The organism is Enterococcus sp. DIV0210g, from assembly GCF_050559705.1.
Classification (GTDB): Bacteria; Bacillota; Bacilli; order Lactobacillales; family Enterococcaceae; genus Enterococcus_B; species Enterococcus_B faecalis_A.
In genome coordinates this window covers 1,288,875-1,307,513 of sequence record NZ_CP187903.1, presented here as the reverse complement: position 1 = coordinate 1,307,513, position 18,639 = coordinate 1,288,875, and the positions used below count along the sequence as shown (strand labels likewise).

General features: G+C 40.1%; 19 protein-coding genes. 7 read left to right on the top strand and 12 right to left on the bottom strand.

Going from position 1 to position 18,639, the window contains the following annotated elements:
- Positions 1-27 precede the first annotated feature (27 nt).
- Both IGI64_RS06380 and IGI64_RS06375 read left to right on the top strand, forming a co-directional pair.
- Entirely contained in the window at positions 28-867 is an 840-nt protein-coding gene (locus IGI64_RS06380) for a YitT family protein (protein ID WP_429939907.1), read from the top strand.
- A 39-nt stretch (positions 868-906) separates the two neighbouring features.
- The gene (locus tag IGI64_RS06375) at positions 907-1,725 is read left to right on the top strand and encodes a LysR substrate-binding domain-containing protein (RefSeq protein WP_429939906.1); all 819 of its coding nucleotides are present in this window, start codon (positions 907-909) and stop codon (positions 1,723-1,725) included.
- 121 nt (positions 1,726-1,846) lie between these two features.
- Here the strand turns inward: IGI64_RS06375 and IGI64_RS06370 are convergent, their stop codons facing one another.
- From IGI64_RS06370 to IGI64_RS06320, 11 genes are all read right to left on the bottom strand, one after another.
- On the bottom strand, positions 1,847-2,329 hold the full coding sequence (locus IGI64_RS06370; RefSeq protein ID WP_429939905.1) for a YbaK/EbsC family protein: 483 nt from the start codon (positions 2,327-2,329) through the stop codon (positions 1,847-1,849).
- A 152-nt stretch (positions 2,330-2,481) separates the two neighbouring features.
- Positions 2,482-3,624, bottom strand: a complete 1,143-nt coding sequence (locus IGI64_RS06365; protein ID WP_429939904.1) for an ABC transporter permease — start codon at positions 3,622-3,624, stop codon at positions 2,482-2,484.
- A 1-nt stretch (position 3,625) separates the two neighbouring features.
- Positions 3,626-4,711, bottom strand: coding sequence for an ABC transporter permease (locus tag IGI64_RS06360; protein ID WP_429939903.1), 1,086 nt, complete (start codon positions 4,709-4,711; stop codon positions 3,626-3,628).
- Positions 4,712-4,720: 9 nt separating this feature from the next.
- Positions 4,721-5,662 carry an ABC transporter ATP-binding protein gene (locus tag IGI64_RS06355; RefSeq protein WP_016624865.1) on the bottom strand — a complete coding sequence of 314 codons (942 nt, stop codon included), beginning with the start codon at positions 5,660-5,662 and terminating at the stop codon, positions 4,721-4,723.
- A 71-nt stretch (positions 5,663-5,733) separates the two neighbouring features.
- A complete protein-coding gene (locus IGI64_RS06350; RefSeq protein WP_429939902.1) occupies positions 5,734-6,879 on the bottom strand; it encodes a sensor histidine kinase in 1,146 nt (381 codons plus the stop codon).
- Positions 6,880-7,506: a response regulator gene (locus tag IGI64_RS06345; RefSeq protein ID WP_429939901.1), complete on the bottom strand. Its 627-nt coding sequence runs from the start codon at positions 7,504-7,506 to the stop codon at positions 6,880-6,882.
- Positions 7,507-7,649: 143 nt separating this feature from the next.
- A complete protein-coding gene (locus tag IGI64_RS06340; RefSeq protein WP_034862642.1) occupies positions 7,650-8,267 on the bottom strand; it encodes a DUF1541 domain-containing protein in 618 nt (205 codons plus the stop codon).
- A 647-nt stretch (positions 8,268-8,914) separates the two neighbouring features.
- A complete protein-coding gene (locus IGI64_RS06335; protein WP_429939900.1) occupies positions 8,915-9,586 on the bottom strand; it encodes an amino acid ABC transporter permease in 672 nt (223 codons plus the stop codon).
- A complete protein-coding gene (locus IGI64_RS06330; RefSeq protein WP_016624872.1) occupies positions 9,586-10,422 on the bottom strand; it encodes a transporter substrate-binding domain-containing protein in 837 nt (278 codons plus the stop codon). Before IGI64_RS06330 ends, IGI64_RS06335 begins: the two co-directional genes overlap by 1 nt.
- Positions 10,423-10,437: 15 nt before the next feature.
- Positions 10,438-11,898 (bottom strand): amidase, encoded by a 1,461-nt coding sequence (locus IGI64_RS06325; RefSeq protein WP_429939899.1) that lies wholly within the window; start codon positions 11,896-11,898, stop codon positions 10,438-10,440.
- A 180-nt stretch (positions 11,899-12,078) separates the two neighbouring features.
- A complete protein-coding gene (locus IGI64_RS06320; RefSeq protein ID WP_430596483.1) occupies positions 12,079-12,837 on the bottom strand; it encodes a DNA/RNA non-specific endonuclease in 759 nt (252 codons plus the stop codon).
- Between the two features lie 361 nt (positions 12,838-13,198).
- On the opposite strand from IGI64_RS06320, the gene IGI64_RS06315 reads away from it, so the two are divergent.
- From IGI64_RS06315 to IGI64_RS06295, 5 genes are all read left to right on the top strand, one after another.
- Positions 13,199-14,206 carry a tyrosine-type recombinase/integrase gene (locus IGI64_RS06315; protein ID WP_429939898.1) on the top strand — a complete coding sequence of 336 codons (1,008 nt, stop codon included), beginning with the start codon at positions 13,199-13,201 and terminating at the stop codon, positions 14,204-14,206.
- Positions 14,207-14,369: 163 nt separating this feature from the next.
- Positions 14,370-15,917: a class I adenylate-forming enzyme family protein gene (locus IGI64_RS06310; RefSeq protein ID WP_429939897.1), complete on the top strand. Its 1,548-nt coding sequence runs from the start codon at positions 14,370-14,372 to the stop codon at positions 15,915-15,917.
- A gap of 222 nt (positions 15,918-16,139) precedes the next feature.
- Complete coding sequence (locus IGI64_RS06305) at positions 16,140-16,943, top strand: bifunctional hydroxymethylpyrimidine kinase/phosphomethylpyrimidine kinase (RefSeq protein ID WP_429939896.1); 804 nt, start codon at positions 16,140-16,142, stop codon at positions 16,941-16,943.
- Positions 16,936-17,421, top strand: a complete 486-nt coding sequence (locus IGI64_RS06300; RefSeq protein WP_429939895.1) for an ECF transporter S component — start codon at positions 16,936-16,938, stop codon at positions 17,419-17,421. The genes IGI64_RS06305 and IGI64_RS06300 overlap by 8 nt, the downstream gene beginning before the upstream one ends.
- Positions 17,422-17,435: 14 nt before the next feature.
- Positions 17,436-17,987, top strand: a complete 552-nt coding sequence (locus tag IGI64_RS06295) for a TIGR01440 family protein (protein ID WP_429939894.1) — start codon at positions 17,436-17,438, stop codon at positions 17,985-17,987.
- Between the two features lie 140 nt (positions 17,988-18,127).
- On the opposite strand, the gene IGI64_RS06290 is transcribed toward IGI64_RS06295, so the two are convergent.
- A complete protein-coding gene (locus tag IGI64_RS06290; protein WP_429939893.1) occupies positions 18,128-18,634 on the bottom strand; it encodes a type 1 glutamine amidotransferase domain-containing protein in 507 nt (168 codons plus the stop codon).
- Positions 18,635-18,639 lie beyond the last annotated feature (5 nt).

Below are 18,639 nucleotides of genomic sequence, written 5' to 3'. Positions count from 1 at the left end.
TAAATCTTATACTTGGGATGTGGATAGATGAAGAAATTGGTTTGGAGTTATGCAAAAATATTATTTGCTTTAGTTATATTAGGTGTGAGTATCAATATGTTCCTCGGGCCTCATCATATTGCCGCTGGTGGTGTTAGCGGATTAGGGATTTTGTTAGAATCTGCTTTAGGTTTCAATCGAGCGTTGGTTATTTTCGTTTTAAATGCTGTTATGCTTGTCCTTGCCCTTCTTTTTTTAGGGAAGAATCTGTTTTTCAAAGTTCTCTTTGGCAGTATCATTTTTCCACTGGTGATTGCTGTTGTCCCTGAAACAATGGTCACGAGCGATCGACTGCTTTCGGTTATTTTCGGCAGTGCGATTTTTGCGCTAGGTGTCGCTATTCTTTACAAAAACAACTCTTCTAGCGGAGGTACAACGATTCCGCCGCTGATTTTCAAAAAGTATTTTGGGCTGAATACATCGATTAGGCTTTTAGCAACCGATGCAGTAGTTGTTTCTTTGAACCTATTTATCTTTGGTTTTGAAGAATTTCTTTACGCAATCTTGTCTATCGTTATCACTTCGATGGTCATGACCTATATCGAAACAGGGATGAATCGTAAAAAATCAATCATGCTGATGAGCGAGGATCATCTAGAAGAAATCCGCGAACGCTTGAATCAAGAAATCGACCGAGGCTTAACATTGCTTGATGCAAAAGGCGGCTTCAATAAAAAAGCCAAAGAAGTCCTGATGATCATTACTACGGATCAGGAATTTTTAAAAATCAAAGCTATTGTTGAGGAAATCGATCCGGAAGCATTCGTTGTCGTCAGCAACGTAGCAGAAGTAATGGGAAGCGGCTTTACTTACCACCCTATCGAATAATACAATGAAACCGAAAATATTGGGAAAGGAAGAAAATAAATGTTTCAATGGATCCTGACTTTTTTATCTGTTTATGAGACCCGAAGCTTTACAAAATCTGCAGAGCTGCTGTTTGTCTCACAGCCTACTGTTTCCATGCAGATCAAGAAATTGGAGCATGAGCTGGGCAGCCAGTTATTCGTCCGTCGCGGGAATAATGCGCTATCTCCTACAAAAAGTGCGGATTATCTTTACCCGAAACTTCTGCATATCAAAGAAGAATGGCGGGATGCGGCCAATAAAATCGCCAATCAAGAAAATTTCAGAGAAACATGTACGATTGCTTGTTCCAACACAAGCGCAACCCATTTGATGCCTCAAGTCATGCAAGAGCTTTTGACACGATTCCCCCAATGCGATTTTCGTTTGGAGATGATGAATTCTCATGAAGTGATCCAATCATTGGAACAACATAAAGCACAAATTGGTATCACTGAAAATCGCGAGACGAATCCAGCGTTGGAACGTAACTTTTTATTAGAAGACGAACTAGTACTAGCTGGTGATCCAGAATCGGAGTTTTGGTTGCTGCGGGAAGAACATTCAGGCCTGCATTATTTTAATATGCTTTATCTGAAAAAGAACGATCTCTCGCCCAGAATCATCTCTGTCAACAACAATGATGTGATTGCGCAATTGCTCAGTGCAAAAGTAGGACAAACGATCATCTCGAAACTTTCATTATTGCCTGGCATCCCCTATCACCAAATCGACGAGCCAAATAAACGCGAATTTTACCTGTTCCAGCGAAAAAATCTGGAACATCCGCTTTTTCTAAAGATAGCAGCTGCTATTCAGCATTTTTTTCAAAATCAATAAAAGGTTGTTTTCTTAGTGAGTTGAACTTTGAGACGACGAAACAACGCCCATCGAAAACAAGTTTCTCTTGTATTTGATGGGCGTTATTTTGTCTCAAAAGTCGACTGAGAAAACAACTTTTTTAAAATTTTTCCGTATAAAAATAGACCGGATTTTTCAACGCGGAAAAAAGAAGCGGCAGATCTTCGACTTGAAGAACCATTGTACGATCTGGTCTGCCAGGAGCAAAAACGATTTTTTCTGATTGGAATAATTCTTCATCGATAACGAGCGGGATTTCTCTTTCATAACCAAAGGGAGAAACCGCCCCTTTTTCCTGCCCAGTCAAGTCTTTCATTTCTTCTGTATCGACGACTGAAACACGCTGTCCGACTAATTTGCTGATTTGTTTGAAGTTGGTCCGCTTAGTTGTAAATGTCACAAAAATAAAGTACTGTCCTGTTTTGCCTTTCAAAAACAGGCTTTTTGTTTCTGTTCCTGAAAAACCTTGTTCTTCTTTGATAACTAATGCGTCTTCATTTGTGAAAATCGCACGATGCGTATAAAGCTCATAAGTGATTCCAGCTGCTTTTAATGTTTGTTCTAGTTTAGCCAAATCGACCATTTTCATCACATCCTTATTTTCACTTTATAGCAACCTTTAGGCAAATTCAACTATAACGAAAGGGAAAAGCAGAACGATTTTAAGCAACCATTTTTTTGAAGTTTAAGCACACAGAAAAAGCCAGCACTATTTTTGATAGTGCTGGCTGCTTTTTATTGAAAAACATTCAATTGCTTGTTCTTAGAGAATCCATAGGCTGAGATACCGAAAAATAATAGGACAAACCCTAATAGTAAAACAATGTTCAAACCAATCGATGAAAAGCCTTGATTATTCTGTAATTTGGCTAAAGCATCAATGGCCCAGTATTGCGGCGTCACTTTGGCAATCTGCTGCATAAAATCAGGCATGATCGCTAGCGGGATAAATCCGCCTGAAACAAGGCTGGTCACCGTGAATAGAATCGCTTCAAGCGCTGACGCAACCCCTCTGTTTCTGGCACTAACCCCGATAGCAATCGACCACATGACCGCAACTAAGGAGAAGAAAAACAGGATAGTTATCAGTTCAAATGCCGAAACACCCGTATCGATGTTGAAGATCCAAGTCAAAGCTGCTGTAGTCAGCAAAATCTCAAAAATCATCGCAAACATCGCAAATGTTGCTGTACCGCTGAAATAAGCTGTTTTTGAAAGAGGGGTGCTCATCAATCGATAGAAAATTCGATCGCTGCGTTCTTGCTGCAGATTTTTCGAGCCAAAATTCCCCGCTTGATATAACAGCATCATCATCAAGAAACCGACGATTTGGACCGTCAACATTTTTGAAGCATCTTTTTGATTATTTGTTTTATATTCCGTTTCGATCCGATTTTCTGATAGTTGTTCATGGTCTGCTTTTGTAAATGTCTCGCCATAGATTCGTCGGACTTGGATACTGTTCCCTAGAGACTGTTCGATCAGTTGAAGAAGTTGCTGACTGACCTCCTCTCCTTGAATCGACTGGACTTGGATATGTTCTGAAGCTTGTTCTTCGATTGTTTCGCCAAAACCTTTATCTAGCGTAATCACACCGCTCATTGATTGGTTTGCCAAAGAACTTGAGACCTCTTCTTCTGTTTCTAAAGGAACCACCGTGACACGATGTCCTAAATATTCCGTAAACACTTTGCTGTAAGCTGAATCGTCTTGATCCAGAAGCCCGATTCGCAAGGAGTTTGCTGTTCCTGCATCATTATAAGCAAACAAGTACAGAAAAATACTCAAGAAAGGAATACCTAAAAGAAACAAGACTTGGATAGGTTTACTGATCCATAATCGAAATCGATGTTTGATGATCCAAAAAAAGTCTTTCATTTTAGAATACCTCCCTTTTGTTCAATATCAATGAAGCTGCAGAAAACAAGATGACAACTAATGCAAGATTTGCTGCAATCGGCCACCACGTCAGCTCGTTTGTCGTCCATAAAGCATTTTGCAGAGCTGTAATCACCCAACCAAGAGGCGAAAAATTGGTCATCCAATTTGGTACTGGAAAATAGGCACCTCCGAAAAATGCGAATATCTGAATCAAGATCTGCATCAAACCAGAGCCCAGCGCTCCATTTCCTACACTGTCAAAGAAGAAACCAAGTGTCAAAAACAAGGCCATCAATGACGACAGCATCAAGAAAGAAAACGGCAGTTCATTTCCCCAAGGTGCATTGAATAACACGCCCGTAATCAGCATCAATACGGTGACGATTACCAATCCAACAATCAAATGTCCTAAAAATGTCCCGTTGATCAGCATCTGTCTGCTGATGGGTGATTGCAGTTCTCTTGCCACTGTACCTGTACGCGCATTTCGGCTCCGCCCGAACATATCTAAGCCTATCTCGCCAACATACAAAATAAACAGCCCCATCATCGCGATGGCAAAATATTGGAAAGATGTCGGTAATTGGCGCACTTGTGCTGTACTGATCGTTAGCTCTTCTGACAAGTCAGGTAAAGGTACTTGCAATTGTTGCAGCGCATCGTGAGTTAAAGCGCTTTGATAAAGCTGATAATGATCGGAAAAAGCTTCAAGATAGGTGCGCAGGATCGTCATTTGGATAGAATCCAGCTGGTTCACTGTGACATCGACTTTTTTATCGATATCTATCATGACACTGTTGTCATCAAGTTCTGTTTTCTTTTCTTTTGTTTCTTCAAATTGGATATAATCGTCCTTTATCGTGCCAAAAGTCTCAGCAAAATTTTTCCCTAAATCAGAATCCGAATGCATAAAGTACGCATGGATCGGTTCGATCTTGTCGGCTGCTTCTGTCTGAAAGGACTCCTGGTTTTGTAAGATTGTCCCTAAAATCATCATCATCAATACAGGAAATGCCAAGAAATATAGATAATTCGAGCGTTCCCGCAAACTTTGTTTCAATATACGTAAGATAATCACTTTCATCATGTCCACCTACTTATCTCTGAGCGTGCGGCCAGTCAGATTCAAGAATACTGTTTCCAGATTGATTTGCTGCTGTTCGATACTTTCGACAATCACTTTTTGTGCTAACAATACTTCTAATACTTGGTTCAGTACGTTGTTTTCCACGTTGGCTGTGATCATCAGCTGGTTTTCGTCTAGGACGATTTGTTTCACGCCGATGATCGTCCGAAGATGTTCTGGCCTTAATGCATCAGGGTTTACAAGTTGGATCAAGATATTTTTTTGATCAGTAATCAAGCTGACTAATTCATTTTCAGACCCTTGTGCAATCACTTTTCCATGATCGATAATAACGATGGTATCAGCTAAACGCTCGACTTCTTCCATGTAATGGCTTGTATAAATGACTGTAGTGCCGTTTTCTCTCATTTGTTCGATCGTTTCCAAAATGTAATTTCTAGATTGCGGATCAATACCAACAGTTGGCTCATCCATGATAACCAGCTCTGGAGAATGGACGATGGCCATAGCGATATTCAACCGCCGCTGCATCCCGCCAGAAAATGTATCTGGTTTATCTTTTTCACGGTCTTTCAAACCAACTGCTTCAAGCGCTCGGTCAACAGCTTGATTCAATTCCTTTCCTCTTAGACCGTATAATCCGCCGAAGAAAGCCACATTTTCACGAGCTGTTAAATCAAAATACAACGCGAGTTCTTGAGGGACCACCCCAATATGTTTTCGCATTTTTCTGTTTTGTTCGCTAACTGTTTCCCCAAAAACCTTGATTGTCCCTTTAGAAATACGCAATAAACCTGTGATCATATTGATCAATGTTGATTTTCCAGCACCATTTGGACCTAAAAGGCCTAAAATCTCTCCTTCTTTTACAGAAAAGTCCACATCATCCACAACGAATTTCTGATCGAATTTTTTCGATACATTCGTGATTTCAACTATATTGTTCATTGTTCGCAACTCCTTTCATGCTTCTAGTATATAAAAAAGCGAGAAAGGCCAATAGTGGACTTTCTCACTTCTTACACATGAGATTTCTCATGTTTTTTATCCAACGGCAGGATCGTGGTGACTTTAAAACCATCTGTTCCGTCAAACAAGACGTTTCCGCCAAGTTCGGCTACACGCTCTTCCATTCCCAGCATGCCCAATCCTGGATGGAAGTATGGATCGCTTTTGCCATTGTTATGGATAGTAAAGCGAATGATTTTATGATAGACCTTCAACTCGATATCTACTTTTGTCGCTTCAGCGTATTTCAGCGTATTCGTCAACGTCTCTTTCAGATTTCCTGCTATCACTTGCCAATGCGTCAGGTCCAGACGTTGGAGATCACCTCCATATAAAAAGATTGTATCGATCCCATAACTTTCTTTGAACTCCGCCAATTCTTTTTGAAGTTTTTTTATATTCAAGGTTTCTTTTGGTGCAGCTTCACTTCGCAGCATATTTCGGATTTCTTCGATTCCCTGACGGTTGATGTCGATGGCTTTTTGAAGAAGCTGTTCTGCTTTCTCCGGATCTTTTGTGTATAGAGTCTTGGCAGCTTCCATTTGGATCAATCCGCCTGTCAGCTGGTGGCCCAAGTGATCGTGGATCAAATTTGTCAGCCTTTGTTTCTCTGATAAAATCAATGCTTCTTCGCGAATTTGCTGGTTCGTAAAGCGTTGATGATATGATTGGCTCAATCGATCTTTTTCACTGCGAAACTGATCCGAATCATTCCGCGACTTTTCAGCTTCGTAGTGGAGGTTATTCATAAAACCATAACTCAGCAGACTCAAAATGGAAAACAAACTAAAAATAATACTATCTGTTGCCGTGCGGAAAATCACGAATGCTCCCGACAAAAAAAGAAGAGAGATAAGCCCCATCACTAAATAATGTTTTTTATAGTTAAAGACCGTAGATATATTCAGTAAACTCAAAACAATTAGATAAAAGAAAAAAGCGCTCTGTGTCAGACCAAAAATGACCGCTGCAAGCATACCAACGGCGCTCCCCCATTTGAAATGCGGCAGCGAGACCCAGATGAACTGGCAAGAAAGCCATAGCAGCAAACACAGGATACTGAGATTTGTATGTACTTTGTTTGTATCATTTAAAAGAAAAAAGGCAATCAATCCACCTGCTGAAACTACGCTGTAACTTAACTGAAAATCTTTCAACTACATCCCTACTTTCCCAGTAAGGTAAAAAATAGCTAATTGTGTGCGGTGTTCTAAACCTAATTTATTCAAAATAACGGAAAGATTATTGTTGACGGTTCCTTCCGATAGAAACAACTGCTGGGCGATTTGCTTATTCGTCAACCCTTTTGCCACTAATTCTGTGATTTCCATTTCCCGAGGTGTCAATCCGCTTAGATTTGGCGCATCAGTGTGGACGAAAGACCGCTTTGCTTTTTCCCAAACATCCCCCGAAAGAACTTGCTGATCGGCTAAAACAGAATGAATCGAATGGATCAGTATCTTAGGTTCCGTATTTTTCAGCAAATAACCGCTAGCTCCGTTTTCGATTGCTTGGGCAATATATTCATCTTCATCAAAAGTAGACAGGATCAAAACTTTAGCCAGTTGTTCATCTGTGATGATTTTTGCTGCTTCTACTCCATTCATTTCTGGCATCCGTACGTCCATCAATACAAGATCTATTGGATGATTTCTGCAAAAAGTGATGCCGTCTTGGGCGTTGGAAAAACAATGGATTTCTTCGAAGGATTCTTCCATGTTCAAAATAACTTTCAAACCTTCTGTAATCAATTCATTATCGTCAACGATCACGAGTTTTGTCATATCGCGCTCCTTTCGCTTGATACTTTATTCTAGCTTGCAGATGCGGCAGAAGCAATGTGTTTTTTCAGAAAGACAAAAAGCCGAGAAAAAGGCGCATGCCATTCTCTCAGCTTTAGTTGAAGAAGTTCGATTTACTAGACAGCTTACGCTTTTTCTAATTCATCATCTGTCAGCCATTTATGATTTTTCACTTCTTCGCCGCCCGTAGTTGGTTGATAGTCAACCATATAAGCAGTTCCTGGAACAGCCTTTTCGATAGTTGCTTCCGCTCCATCCATGCCTTCCATGTGATCAGCTTTCAATGTTACTTTGTCGCCTTTTTTCAAATCCGTTTTGTCTGTATCCAATTCTTCCTGAACGACCCATTTGTGGTTTTTGACCTCTTCGCCGCCATTCGTTGGCTTGTAGGATACTTCATACAGCGTTGTGTCGAATGCTCCCGTTACAGTGGCTTCTGCGCCATCCATCCCTTCCATATGATCGGTTTTCAAGATGACTTTTGTACCGACCGGGAATTCCGGATCTTTGTTTTCGACCATTCTGTTGATGTCGCTTGTGTCAGATGTGCCGTCCATATCCATACTACCCATTACATCGCTTGAGCCAGCTTCATCTTCCATGCTCTCCATGTTATTTGAAGTGACAACGGTTTTTTCTGATGATTCTGAAGATGATTCTTGGTTATCAGATGATTGTCCGCAAGCACTTAAAAGCAAAGCTGCTCCTATACTAATACCAAATAATAGACTTTTTTTCATCATGCTCCTCCTTAAACTGTTCTTTTCATTAAATACTCAAATGATAAAACACTTTCCTTATTTCCATCATAACGAAACTATTTGTAATTTAAAAACCAAACGCTCACAGATTCAAATGAAAAAAACAGTTTTTGATTAGAATGATTATTACTAAAGCATTTTGTTATTCTACTGCTTTTTCTGCAATAAAAAATGCAATGATCCCAATAGATTGGATTAGTAATCTATGAGTAAATTATTTAAATAACGCTTGTATTAATAAAATTAATCTTTGTTTGCCTAATGTCTGGTACAGCTGGTGCTACAATAAAATGCACGAGAAAGGATTGAGAAGTTTGCTGCTTTTGAGTAATTTGATATTTTGGATACCAGTTAGTATTCTTCTGGTCATCCTTTGTGTATTTTTGAAATGGACGAGAGAAAAGGTGTTGTTAGCTTTTTGTTCACTTCCAAGTTTATTTTTCATCTTTCAGATATTTATCCATCCTCCTCACAGCTCACCGCAAAGTTTTGTATGGAAGCTTATCGGATTAAGTATATCCATCTTGCTGTTTCTAGGTGCGTTGATCCATTTAGTAAAAAAATAATTGTAAAAAGCTGAGACGCTTGCGTTTTCTGGAATACCAGATACGATCGTCTCAGCTTTTGTTTTATTTTTGAGGAACCAAATATCTTTTTTGGAAATAAAGTTCCAGTTTCTTTTGAAGGTAACCGATGAAAATACACAAAAGCCAATAAATGATTGCTACCAGTACATACATCGACATATAATCGAATGTTCTTCCACCCACGATTTTGGCTTTTTGAAAAATATCCGGAATCGTGATCATCGCGGCTAATGAAGAACCTTTTACTAAATCCATGGCTACATTGCTTAACGCAGGGATTGAGATCCGAAATGCTTGCGGCAAAATGATGTATTGCATCGTTTTAAAAAAGCCGTGTCCTAAAGCATATGCAGCGTCCCACTGTCCTGATTCCACGCCGCTGATTGATCCGCGATAGATTTCCCCGATAAATGCACTGCTGGTCAAACTGAAACAAATGATTGAAGCCGAAAGTGCGTTTAATTGATAAGGTAATCCAAAATAGAGCAGAAACAATAAAACCAATGCGGGAACCCCACGCAAAAAGGAAATATAAAATCGAACAAACAGTTTAATGATCCGTAAAGATGAGTAACTTAAAATAGTCAATAAAATACCAATCAGATTACCAAACATAAAGGAAAGAATGCTGATTCCTAATGTATAAGATAGTCCGCTTAAAATAAACGGGATCGACTGCAGCATCAGTGAAAAATCTAAAATCGGAATATACATTATTCTGCAGAAACCGTTTCTTCTACTTTTTGCTTGGGTTTGACAGAAACATTTTCACCAAAATATTTTTCGGCGAGTTCTTTCATTGTACCGTCTTCTTTCATTTCTTGCAGTTTCTCATCAACTTTTTCTTTCAGCTGTTCATTTTTCTTGCTAAATAAAAATCCAGAATGATTGGCATTGAAATACACGTCATCTAAAATTTTCACTGGGATATCCGGAAGAGCTTCAACAGACATTTTCTGCAAATAGTAGTCATTTAGGATCACGTCTGTTCTTCCATTCGCTACATCTGTCAAATACTGATCATTTGTTGCGTTATCATAAGTTACAGGTTTTGCACCATATTTTTCGGCGATTTTCATATAACTGGTGTTTGGCTCCCCTGCTGCTTTTTTTCCTTTCAGATCTTCTAAAGAAGAAATGCCGGAATCATCTTTTTTGCGGACAATCAAACTGTCAAAAGAATATTTGATTGGTTCTGAAAGAATAAAGTTCTTTTCTCGTGCTTTCGTTAATGTGTAATCATTTGCAGCTAAATCTGATTCACCACGCGTAACAGAACTGATTTGCCCATCTACATTATATTCTTTGAATTCAACAGAAAGTCCTAATCGTTTTGCTGCTTCTTTGATTACGTCGACATCGTAACCAATCAATTCATTGTCGTCATTATAATATGAGGCAGGGAAAAGCGTACCAGAAGTTGCTACTGTCAATTTCTCTTTTTCCTGTACAGTTTCCCAGCTGTTATCGGATGCCGCACTTCCGCTTGCGCAAGCCGTCAACAAACCTCCTGTTATTACTGTCATCAACAACATTGTCCACTTTTTCATTTTTTCTTCTTCCTCCTACGAACGATAATACTCAGGTAATTCGAATTTTTGGTGTTCTTCAAATATCTTGCCTATTTGTAAAAGTAAATCTTCACGGCCTTTTCCTGCCATAAATTGGATTCCTAATGGCAGACCTTTTTCCGAAACAGCTGTTGGTAAACTGATTGCCGGCAATCCAGTCAAGTTTGCTAATTGCGTATGCGGTGTGATAGCCAAACTTTTCGCAAACATGCGCTGGATCAAATCAGAAAGCTCCTCATGTGAGAAATCTTCTGCGTGTGCAAGCTGTTCTCTAATCAGCGGGCTTTGCAGATCAGCCGCTCTTTCAGGTGCTGTCTGTGCCGTTGTAGGACTCAAAAACAAATCATACGTATCAAAGATTCTTTCCATTTTATTTGCTGCATGATCCCAAAGTTCCAGTGTTTGGATATAATCACTCGCTTTGATATCTAAGCCGTAACGATAAATCGCCCAAGTCATAGGTTCCATGTCGTTTTTCATGACTTTTCTGCCAATTCCTTGCTCAATCCCATGAAACATCGCTGCGGTTTCGGCACCATTCATATCATAATAACTTTGGATCAGCTGCTCTCCGTTTAATGGATAAGACAATTCTTCTACTTCATGTCCTAATGTTTCTAAAAAAGCAGCAGCTTCTTTGACTGCTCGTTCTGCTTCTGGAGAAACAGGTGTCCCAACAGGCGAATCCATTACTAAAGCAATTTTTAGTTTTTCTTTTGTTGCTGCCTGATTGTGTGCCCACTCATTTCTAGAAACTTGATACGGTCCAGCAGGGTCCATTCCGCGCATCGCGTAAAACAAGGCCTCTGTATCTCTCATGGAAGTAGTCAGAAAGAAATGAACAGCAGCTCCTTGCCAACCACGCCAATAAGCGGGTCCATCAGGCATAGCGCCTCTACTTGGTTTCAGTCCTACTAGGCCGCAAAATGAAGCAGGAATGCGAATTGATCCTCCACCATCACTGGCTCCTGCAATCGGAACGATACCCGACGCTACAGCAGCTGCGGCACCCCCGCTTGATCCGCCAGGTGTATGCGCGGTATTCCAGGGATTGCTGGTTTCCCCATAAAGCTGCGGATCGGTAATATTCTTAAAGCCAAACTCCGGCGAATTCGTTTGCGCAAATGGAATCAAGCCCGCCTGTTCTGCTTTTTTGACAAAATTGCTTGTGTAACTTGAACGGTGGTCTTTCAGCAAACGAGAACCAGAAGTTGACAGCCAGCCTTCCTTTTCTTGTCCCAGCATCTTCAATGGAATCGGCAATCCGCAAAAAGGGCTTTCATTTAGTTGTGTTCGTTGCTTGTAGTCCGCTAAAGCCGCAGCTTCTTCCACTGTGATGATACTGTTCAATGAAGGATTCTTCACTTCGATACGCTTTTGGATATCTGCCAAGAGTTCAGGAAAACTGATTTCTTTTTTTCTGAGTTTTTCTGCCCAATATGTACCATCTTTCATCGTTATCCACTCCTTTTTACTATTTATATCATAAAAAAACAGCTATTTATACTTTTATGCCTATCCGACTTCGTTTTATTTGCATGAAAAACAGTTGTTATAACAAGATTCTCTGTAATAAAACAACCTTTTATATAACAACAAAAAAAGACGAAGCATTTGAAATGCTTCGTCGCTGTTTTATTCTGTTCCTATTTTTACAGAGCGGTCGATTACTGCTTTGCCTGTTTTATAGTCAAATTTAACATTTGGTTGGACATTGTATTCATAGACATTGAAGTCCAATGTGCCTTTTGTATCTTTGGCTTGAAGCCAGTAACCGCGAGGCATTTTTTCATCCCCTCTAAAGACTGTAACGATTTGGTAAACGACTTTATTGCCTGTGATTTTTTGTGCTTCCCTTACCAAAGCTTCATATTTGGTTTGGATTCTCTGATTGGAATAAGCAGATTGTGTCGCTAAATTTTTAGGATTGTCTTCACTGCCTTCTTCACCTTTTTTATAATTGCCGTCTACATCAAAATTGAAACTAGAGGTATAAGCCAAAAGGTGTCCGCGATTATAGATCATTTCTCCATCCACTTTTTTTTGATTCCAACCAGTTGGCTGCCAAACTTGACTGGATCTTCCTTCTGATTTTCCTAAATTGTTTTTGTCGATATAAGCTGTAACAGAAGTTGTGCGATTCAGTTCATCCAAATCGCCGTAATAAACCCTATTTTCTTTCCATAATGAAGTGTCTAGCGTACTCTTGCCATTGTTCACATCGATTACAGCTAACTCTCCACTTTTGAAATCTAGTGCTGCTAATTGATCATACACGCTTTGGTCGATCTTATTGCCTGTTAACTGGCTTTGTCCATTTAATGTAGAAGTTATTTCTGGGGAAGAAGAATGATTGTCTAAAATTTCAGTGGTAATAAATTTATAAGCCCCCATGAGGACGACCGCTATCGTAGCGATAGAAGCGGATATTTTTTTTATACTTGGCATGTGCTGTGATTCTCTCTTTCTTTTCTGGAATAGATCAGTACGTCGCTTTTGCTGCGCTATTTTCTGATCAGTGAATTCTTTTTTTGCTGACCCTCCCAACATTACGAAAGTTATTATAATATGGATATCCATGTTTTGGAAGAAAAGAAAGAAATTTTACAGGAAATAAATCAGGGGAACGCACTTTCTGGTCCCCTTCGACAAAGCTTAGAGCGGCTTGCTCTTTTCGAATGCCCTAAAATGCGCTAAAATACGGAAAAGGACTCATTCTGCCGCCAAATGGAAGAAATAAGAAAAGGAGAAACAGATGGATACGAAAACAAGAAAACAAATGCAAGAAAAATTGAAGCAGCGTATGCATCTGCTGCCAGATATTTTCCAACGATTTTTAGAAGAAAACCAGGAACATCTTTCGTTGAGCAGTCGTTACGAATACGCAAAAGATTTTGTTTTATTTACTGATTATCTAAAAAAACATTATCAAAAAGAAATGATTAACGATTCATTGATTATCAGTCTGGAAAAACAAGTTTATCTGAACTTTTTGCAAGCTGTCCATCAGCATACTCGGACATTCCAGACCACAGCTGCACAAGACACGAGTCAAGTCTTCTCCAACAGTTATTATGGGATTTCAAGAAAGCAATATGCACTGAACCATTTTTTACGCTTTTTACATGCACATGGTTATACAAAAGAAGAACTTTCTCTTCTTGGGAAAAATGTCTTGCCGGAAACTACTGCACCAGCTCCTAGATACCTTTCTGCAGAATATTTCGCGGATATGCGACAATGGTTTATCCCAAAACAAGGATTTAAAAACGAACGAGAATCAAGCTTTGAGCAAAAAAACCGACCGCGGAATCTGGCTATTTTAGCCCTGCTCTTCTACTGTGGAATCAAAGTCCATGAATTAGTGGAACTGACTTATAATGATCTTGACTTGAAGAAACAGCAACTCCATTTGCAAAGAAAAAACAGCCGTTTGAATCAAGTCCCGATTCCTAATGAAGCATTGCCTTACTTAAAAGAATATCTTGCAGATTATAAAGGTGCTCCATCAGAACTGCTTTTCCAATCTTCACATAACCAGCAGATATCACCGCGTACGATTCGCCAAATCTTAGGCAAAATCGAAGTATACAAAGGTCTTTCACCTGAGCTGTGCCGAAAAACGTATCGCTACTATGTTGGTTTATATTTAGATAACGCAGATGCTGTTGACTATTTATGCGGTAATCGGTATTTACAAAAGCATGATTTTCACAAACTTTCGCTTAAAATGACAGAATTCTCCTATACTTCTTTTGATTGAGTTTATAGGGGAATATATTTTCACTTTTCGGAATAAATAGAATGTTATTATTGAATATTTTTTCACAAAATCATATACCCTTCTTTTCGACTTTGTGCTAACATAGGAACAGCATTTGTTTGTATTTGAACAAATGGTAAACTTTCCTATTGGAGTGTGACTTATGGACGAATTATTGTATACCCCGCTGAATCTTTTTAACAATTATCGTGATGCTGCTTTGGCTTACCCAGATGTAGCAATCATTCATGATGAAGTTCTTCCTGCTTTTCCAGAACTTGGTTATGAAAGCACTTATTCTTCTAGTTATCAAGCGATTTTGACACGTGCCTATCAATTAGCACGATTAGGTGTCTCTTCTGGGGACAAAATCATTCTTTACAAGAGTTCAACATTCGATACGTATCTTTTAGCTGTTGCTGCTTCTTATCTTGGTGCTGTGCCAGTCATGGCTTCTTACCATTTACCTGCAACGACGATCGACGTTTTCGTCAGTCGTTTAGAAGATCCTTACATTTTATTTGATGAAGTGACAGCTGAACGTGTGGCGAAACTTGCAAATACACCAAAAGAGAAACAGCTTTCTGTTGCACATCTTCTGCAGCAAGCAGCTGAACCTGTCGAACAGCATGAATTACCTAAAGATGAAATCGCTTATATGACACATACTTCCGGTACGACGGGTATCCCAAAATTGATTTGCCACTCTGCGAATTCTATGGGCTGGCGGACGAAATGGCAGAAAACGGTCTTTACAAAAATCATTGAACGCAAATTAGCAGCTTTCCATATCTCCCCTGTTCACTCTCGTTTTAATATTGGTGTCTCTTCATTGATGGCTATGGGATTCCCTATGATGCCTCTAGCGAATGGTCAAAGTGAACATGTAGCAAAAATGCTGGCGAAACATCAGCCGATTGCTTTGGAAACTCATCCAAACAATTTTGTGCAATGGACTTTTATGGCGAAAAAACAGCCTGAAGCTTTCTCAAGCATCAAGTACTATCACTCAACGTTTGATGCCATCAACAATCAAACAATGGCAACTTTTTTACAAGCGTCTGAAAAACAGCAGCCGATCTTCCTGCAAGTTTATGGACAAAGCGAATGCGGACCGATGATTCTTAAAGCGCATACGAAAGAAAGTATAGAATCCAATGATGCGCGAGATATGGGTGTTGGTTTAGGCGACTTGACACGGGCACGAATCGCGGATGAAAATGGTGAACCTTTACCGCCAAATACAGATGGCCATATCCATTTCTTGTCAAAAGGTCGCGCGCTTACCTATTACAAAGAAGACCAACGCTTCCAAGAGAATGTCTATGGCGACTGGTGGGACAGCGGAGATTACGGCAGCATGGACGAAGATGGGCATCTTTTTTTGAAAGATCGGCAAGTCGATTTGATTGAAACGATCAACAGTACACTAGCGATTGAAGATTTTCTGCTTGATTCTCTTCACTTTTTAGCTGAAGTCGTGATCGTCAGAGATCCTCAGGGTGCACCGCAACCCATTATTGCTTTAGCTCCTGACCAAGAAATGGATTGGGAAGCTTGGTGGCAGCAAGTTCATGAACTTCCGCGATTGAATGAACCAATCATTCGCCCATTTGAAGAAATTCCTCGCACAGCGACAATGAAAGTCCAACGATTGAAAATCGAGCAAGAATTATTTTTAGCACACACTGCTGAAACAGGACTGGTTTAAAAATTACAATTATCAGATATAGAAGGCTCGGTTTTTGGCCTTCTTCTCTCGCAACTCGGAAAAGACAACAGTTTCTTTTCCGAGTTTTTTTGTTGTTTTCAGACAATTGTTCTTTCTTTTCCAGGCGGGATTTTTGCAAAAATTGGATGGTTTTTTTATAATCCAATTGGCTCTTTTTATTTTTTACGGTCTTTTGTATACTTTTATCATTGGAGGGATGGCATGGTTAAGAGAATTTTGACAATTGGCGGTTCTGATCCTTTTGCAGGAGGGGGAATCCAAACAGATCTTAAAACATTTGAAAATCATCAGTTATTTGGCTTGAGCGCATTAACCAGTATCGGAATCTTAGACGCTTCCGGTGAGTTCATTCTTCAAGGAGTTGCACCTGAATTACTAGAAAGACAACTCGCATCGATCCAGCAGATGTCTTCATTGGATGGTATCAAAATCGGCCTGCTTCATTCTGTCGAAAATGTGAAAATCGTCGGTGAGTTTCTAAAAAGCAAAATGAATATGCCCATCGTTTTAGATCCAGTACTTGCGTTTAAAGAAACCCGATCTACAGGTAATCAGGAGTACATAGAGGCAATGATCCAGCACGTGTTTCCTTATGCGACAATCATTACACCTAATTTAAGAGAAGCTGCCTTGTTATCCGGTCTAGAGATCCATACACAAGAACAAATGCAGCAAGCAGCTGAACGAATCTACGCGCTTGGAGCAGAATCAGTGGTCATCAAAGGTGGTGCCGGTTTCCCTGGTCAAGAAGCAATCGAACTTTTTTATAACGGCAGTCAAACAACGTACTATCAGAAAGCAAAGTTAGATGCTGTGACGGTAAATGGTGCAGGATGTGCCTTCTCCTCTGCAATCGCGTCAAATCTTGTCAATGGGCAAGAATTAGAAGAAGCACTTAAAAACAGCAAGGATTATGTCTATCAATCTATTCTTAACGGTGTTCCGATGTCAGATGGCAGCGGCAGCGTTTGGTTTGGGAACAAGGAGGGAAAAACGATTGGCTAATATCCGGCATTTAACGATTTATGCAGTTTTGACTGCTTTGACAGTCGCAATTTCTTTACTAGTGATTTTTCCAGTACCTGCAACTAACGGGTTTGTCACGTTATGTGAAGCCGGCATTTATACCACAGCCCTCTTGTTTGGTCCAATTGGCGGCTTGGCGGTGGGCGGTCTTAGCGGTCTGCTGATCGATCTTCTTTCCGGCTATCCGCAGTGGGCGATTTTCTCTTTGGTTATCCACGGTATCCAAGGATGGATCGTCGGTTATCTGATTCAAAAAAACTGGAACAAATTTGCCGCGATGATCATTGGGAGCTTGATCATGATCATCGGTTACGCACTTGCTGGCTGGCTCCTCTATGATTGGCCCGCTGGTATCGCGTCTGTTCCAGGAAATACGATTCAAAATCTATTTGGTATCATCGTAACGCTCCCTCTTGTCTCTGGGCTGAAACGAGCATTACCGAAGCTTCAAAAGTGAAAGGAAGTCTTTTTGTGGAAATAACAGAAGAACAATTAAAAGCAGAACTAACAAAAACGATGCACGAAATTTTAGAACAAGCCAATCTGGAAGCCGGAGATATCTTCGTTCTAGGTTGCAGTACCAGCGAAATCGCTGGCGGCCGTATCGGCAAGAATTCCAGTGCAGAGATTGGTCGATGGGTGATCCAGACAATGAAGAACGTCTTAGATTCTTTAGATATTTATTTGGCGGTCCAAGGTTGTGAACACATTAACCGTGCATTAGTTGTCGAGAAAAAATTGGCGAAACAACAAAACTTGGAGATTGTCTCCGTCATTCCAGCATTACACGCTGGCGGCGCTTGCTCTGTAGCAGCTTTCGAACAATTCGAACAACCTGTAGAAGTGGAACATATCACCGCGCAAGCAGGTATCGATATTGGCGATACATCGATTGGGATGCACGTTAAGTTTGTTCAAGTTCCTGTACGCCCTTCTTCTACTACATTAGGCGGTGCTCATGTCACTGCGCTTCGCTCACGCCCTAAATATATCGGCGGTCCTCGTGCTGCCTACGCAGAATAAAATACGCAAAACAACAGCGAAAAATTTTTAAACAAAAAAAGACCCGTTTGAGAAAAGTCAGATCAAAAAGTTTTTGGTCTTTCTTCTTCAAACAGGTCTCTTTTCTTTTATCAAAAATAAACGCGGTTATCTTTCAATGTTTATTTCAGCGCCTCGACGATTGCTTGGTCAAATGCTTCCAAATCATCAGGGTTTCGGCTCGTAATCAACTGTTTGTCGATCACTACTGGCTCATCTTTGACAGTTGCACCAGCGTAGCTCAAATCAGGTTGTACAGTCACATAAGAAGTCAATGTACGTCCTTTTGTCAAACCCGTTTGGATAAACAATTGCGGACCGTGACAAATAGCAAACAGCGGCTGATCGTTTTCTAAAAAGTATTTAGTAAACGCGACAAAGCGCTCATCTGCTCGTAATTGATCCGGTGAGAATCCGCCTGGAATCAATAAAGCATCAAAGTCTTCAGGAGAAACATCATCAATCGATTCGTCGATCGTGAATTCTGCTCCTTTTTTTCCTTTGATCGTCTTTCCGGCTTCTTTTTCGATCAGAACGACTTCATGCCTCGCTGCTTCTAATGCTTCTTTGGGTGAAGAAAGTTCCACATCTTCTACGTTATCTGTTACGATTGCTGCGATTTTTGCCATGTTCT

Excerpts from the sequence above, each read along its gene's own strand:
- IGI64_RS06380 (WP_429939907.1), top strand. The coding sequence starts at position 28 with ATGAAGAAATTGGTTTGGAGTTATGCAAAAATATTATTTGCTTTAGTT.
- IGI64_RS06320 (WP_430596483.1), bottom strand. The coding sequence starts at position 12,837 with ATGGGGGCTTATAAATTTATTACCACTGAAATTTTAGACAATCATTCT.
- IGI64_RS06305 (WP_429939896.1), top strand. The coding sequence starts at position 16,140 with ATGGTTAAGAGAATTTTGACAATTGGCGGTTCTGATCCTTTTGCAGGA.
- IGI64_RS06360 (WP_429939903.1), bottom strand. The coding sequence starts at position 4,711 with ATGAAAGTGATTATCTTACGTATATTGAAACAAAGTTTGCGGGAACGC.
- IGI64_RS06345 (WP_429939901.1), bottom strand. The coding sequence starts at position 7,506 with ATGACAAAACTCGTGATCGTTGACGATAATGAATTGATTACAGAAGGT.
- IGI64_RS06355 (WP_016624865.1), bottom strand. The coding sequence starts at position 5,662 with ATGAACAATATAGTTGAAATCACGAATGTATCGAAAAAATTCGATCAG.
- IGI64_RS06335 (WP_429939900.1), bottom strand. The coding sequence starts at position 9,586 with ATGTATATTCCGATTTTAGATTTTTCACTGATGCTGCAGTCGATCCCG.
- IGI64_RS06325 (WP_429939899.1), bottom strand. The coding sequence starts at position 11,898 with ATGAAAGATGGTACATATTGGGCAGAAAAACTCAGAAAAAAAGAAATC.
- IGI64_RS06370 (WP_429939905.1), bottom strand. The coding sequence starts at position 2,329 with ATGGTCGATTTGGCTAAACTAGAACAAACATTAAAAGCAGCTGGAATC.
- IGI64_RS06330 (WP_016624872.1), bottom strand. The coding sequence starts at position 10,422 with ATGAAAAAGTGGACAATGTTGTTGATGACAGTAATAACAGGAGGTTTG.
- IGI64_RS06290 (WP_429939893.1), bottom strand. The coding sequence starts at position 18,634 with ATGGCAAAAATCGCAGCAATCGTAACAGATAACGTAGAAGATGTGGAA.
- IGI64_RS06365 (WP_429939904.1), bottom strand. The coding sequence starts at position 3,624 with ATGAAAGACTTTTTTTGGATCATCAAACATCGATTTCGATTATGGATC.
- IGI64_RS06310 (WP_429939897.1), top strand. The coding sequence starts at position 14,370 with ATGGACGAATTATTGTATACCCCGCTGAATCTTTTTAACAATTATCGT.
- IGI64_RS06340 (WP_034862642.1), bottom strand. The coding sequence starts at position 8,267 with ATGATGAAAAAAAGTCTATTATTTGGTATTAGTATAGGAGCAGCTTTG.
- IGI64_RS06315 (WP_429939898.1), top strand. The coding sequence starts at position 13,199 with ATGGATACGAAAACAAGAAAACAAATGCAAGAAAAATTGAAGCAGCGT.
- IGI64_RS06375 (WP_429939906.1), top strand. The coding sequence starts at position 907 with ATGTTTCAATGGATCCTGACTTTTTTATCTGTTTATGAGACCCGAAGC.